The organism is Polaromonas sp. P1_G4 (assembly GCF_056405475.1).
On the sequence record NZ_JBFUCA010000520.1, the window covers coordinates 1 to 2,855 of the forward strand.

The 2,855-nt window shown below is 59.9% G+C and carries 4 protein-coding genes; all 4 read left to right on the forward strand.

Features of this window, described 5'->3' with window-relative positions; translation table 11 throughout:
• The coding region (locus AC1D1X_RS19820) for an ACP S-malonyltransferase (protein ID WP_477698966.1) at window positions 1-720 on the forward strand (720 nt) is incomplete at its 5' end.
• Window positions 717-1,463, forward strand: coding sequence for a 3-oxoacyl-ACP reductase FabG (fabG, locus tag AC1D1X_RS19825; protein ID WP_477698967.1), 747 nt, complete (start codon window positions 717-719; stop codon window positions 1,461-1,463). The genes AC1D1X_RS19820 and fabG, both read left to right, overlap by 4 nt.
• Before the next feature lie 159 nt (window positions 1,464-1,622).
• Entirely contained in the window at window positions 1,623-1,862 is a 240-nt protein-coding gene (gene acpP, locus AC1D1X_RS19830) for an acyl carrier protein (RefSeq protein WP_011484542.1), read from the forward strand.
• Window positions 1,863-1,944: 82 nt separating this feature from the next.
• Window positions 1,945-2,855: beta-ketoacyl-ACP synthase II (locus AC1D1X_RS19835; RefSeq protein ID WP_477698968.1), on the forward strand; the 911-nt coding region annotated here is incomplete at its 3' end.

Here is a 2,855-nt window from a genome sequence, read left to right on the forward strand (position 1 = left end):
GCCGAAACCGGTACCGCGCCGGCCGCGGTCGCGGGCCACTCGCTGGGTGAATACTCCGCTCTGGTGGCTTCAGGCGTGTTGACGCTCGCGCAAGCCGCACCGTTGGTGCGCTTTCGTGCGCAGGCCATGCAGGACGCAGTGCCGGTCGGTGTGGGCGCGATGGCGGCCATTCTGGGCATGGAAGCCTCCAAAGTGATTGAAGGCTGTGCCGAGGCCGCACGCAGCTTTGGGGCCAACACCACCGAAGTGGTCGAAGCCGTCAATTTCAACGACCCGATGCAGACTGTCATCGCGGGCAGCAAGGCTGCGGTTGAGAAAGCCTGCGAAGTGCTCAAGGCCAACGGTGCCAAGCGCGCCTTGCCCCTGCCGGTGTCGGCTCCCTTCCACTCCAGCCTGATGAAGCCCGCAGCCGAGAAGCTGCGCGAGAAGCTGGCCGCAGTCGAGTTCGCAGCGCCGAAGATCCCGGTCATCAACAACGTAGAGGTAGCCGTCGAGACTGATGCTGACCGCATTCGCGCGGCGCTGTACGGGCAGGCTTTCGGCCCCGTGCGTTGGGTGGAATGCGTGCAGGCCATCAAGGCACGCGGCCTCACGACGCTGGTCGAGTGCGGGCCTGGCAAGGTGCTGGCCGGCATGGCCAAAAGAATCGATCCCGAATTGACGGGTGTCCCCCTGTTTGATCCCGCCTCCCTGGCGGAAGTGAAGGAGTTACTGGCATGAGCGAAGTCAAGTTTGAAGGCCAGGTCGCACTGGTCACCGGCGCATCGCGCGGTATTGGCGCGGCCATTGCGCTGGAGCTGGCCCAAAAAGGCCTCAAAGTGATAGGCACGGCGACCAGCGATGAAGGCGCGGCCAAAATCGGCCAGGCCCTTGCGGCTTTCCCGGGTTGCGCCGGCAAAAACCTGAATGTGAACGACGTTACCGCCGCTGAAGCGCTGATCGACGCCATCGTCAAGGAGCACGGTGGCCTGCAGGTGCTGGTCAACAACGCGGGCATCACACGCGACATGCTGGCAATGCGGCTCAAGGATGACGATTGGGATGCGGTGCTGGACACCAACCTCAAGGCCGTGTTCCGCATGAGCCGCGCCGTGATGCGCACCATGATGAAGCAGCGCTACGGCCGCATCATCAGCATCACATCCGTCGTTGGTGCCTCGGGCAACGCGGGCCAATCCAATTATGCGGCAGCCAAGGCCGGCGTGGCCGGCATGACGCGCGCACTGGCGCGCGAGCTCGGCTCGCGTAACATCACCGTCAATTGCGTCGCGCCGGGCTTTATCGAGACCGACATGACCGCCGGATTGCCGGAAGAGCAGCAAAAAGCACTTTTAGGGCAGATCCCGCTGGGCCATCTTGGCAAACCGCAAGACATTGCGCACGCTGTGGCCTTTGTGGCGAGTCCGYAGGCGGCCTACATCACAGGCCAGGAGATTCACGTCAACGGCGGCATGTATATGTAGCTCTTGAGGCGTCAGCCCCGCAGTTTCATGAAAACGGCAGGCTGACAGTGGTAAAACACGGGAAATCGAAGCCGGTTTTTATCCGTCCGGCGCGGTGCTTAGGGAAACGACTCTAACGCGGTAAAATCACGGATTAATTTACAACCCTCAGAGGGAACTATGAGCGATATCGAAGCACGTGTTAAGAAAATCATTGCCGAACAACTCGGCGTGGAAGAAGGCCAGGTCACCAGCGAAAAAGCCTTTGTGGCCGATCTGGGCGCTGACTCCCTTGACACCGTAGAACTGGTTATGGCTCTGGAAGACGAGTTCGGCATTGAGATTCCCGACGAAGACGCCGAGAAGATCACCACCGTCCAGAACGCGATTGACTACGCAAACACCCATCAAAAGGCTTGAGGCAAGGCTTTCGCCTGCTTCCGCCGTCATCAAGCCTGAAAAGTCATTCCAGGGCTTTTCGGGTTCTTCTCAGGATTTTTGAATGAGCCGTCGTCGTGTCGTCGTGACAGGTCTGGGTTGTGTCAGCCCGGTAGGTAATACCGTGGCTGAATCCTGGGCCAATCTGATTGCCGGTGTGCCCGGAATTGATCTGATCACGCAGTTTGATGCAAGCAACTTTGCCTGCAAATTTGCTGGTGAGGTCAAAGGCTTCAATATCGCGGATTACATTCCCGAAAAAGAAGCGCGGCACATGGATCGCTTCATTCATCTGGGTCTGGCTGCAGCTTTCCAGGCGGTGGCCGACAGCGGCTTGCCGACAGGCGAGGCGCTCGACGGCGAACTGGCGACCCGCATTGGCTGCAATATCGGTTCGGGCATAGGCGGTTTGCCGATGATCGAGCAAATGCATTCCGAGCTGGTCAATCGCGGCCCGCGCCGGGTGTCTCCGTTTTTTGTACCTGCCTCGATCATCAACATGATTTCCGGGCATGTATCCATCAAATTCGGCTTTAAAGGCCCCAATGTCGCGGTCGTAACGGCCTGTACGACGGGACTTCATGCCATCGGCCTGTCCGCGCGCATGATTGAATATGGTGATTGCGACGTGATGGTGGCCGGTGGCGCTGAGTCCTGCGTCTCTCCGCTGGGCGTAGGCGGCTTTGCCGCAGCGCGTGCCCTGTCCACCCGCAACGAAGACCCGAAAACAGCATCTCGCCCCTGGGACAAGGACCGTGATGGTTTTGTGCTGGGCGAAGGCGGCGGTGTGCTGGTTCTCGAAGAGTACGAGCATGCCAAAGCACGGGGCGCCAGAATTTATGCTGAACTGACCGGGTTCGGCATGAGCGCAGACGCATATCACATGACAGCGCCCGATGTCGACGGACCGCGTCGCTCCATGGTCATGGCGTTGAAGAACGCAGGTGTCAATGCCGACGAAGTCCAGTACCTCAA

What these genes read in the sequence shown, in the direction of transcription:
- acpP (WP_011484542.1), top strand. Translation starts at nt 1,623, where the DNA reads ATGAGCGATATCGAAGCACGTGTTAAGAAAATCATTGCCGAACAACTC.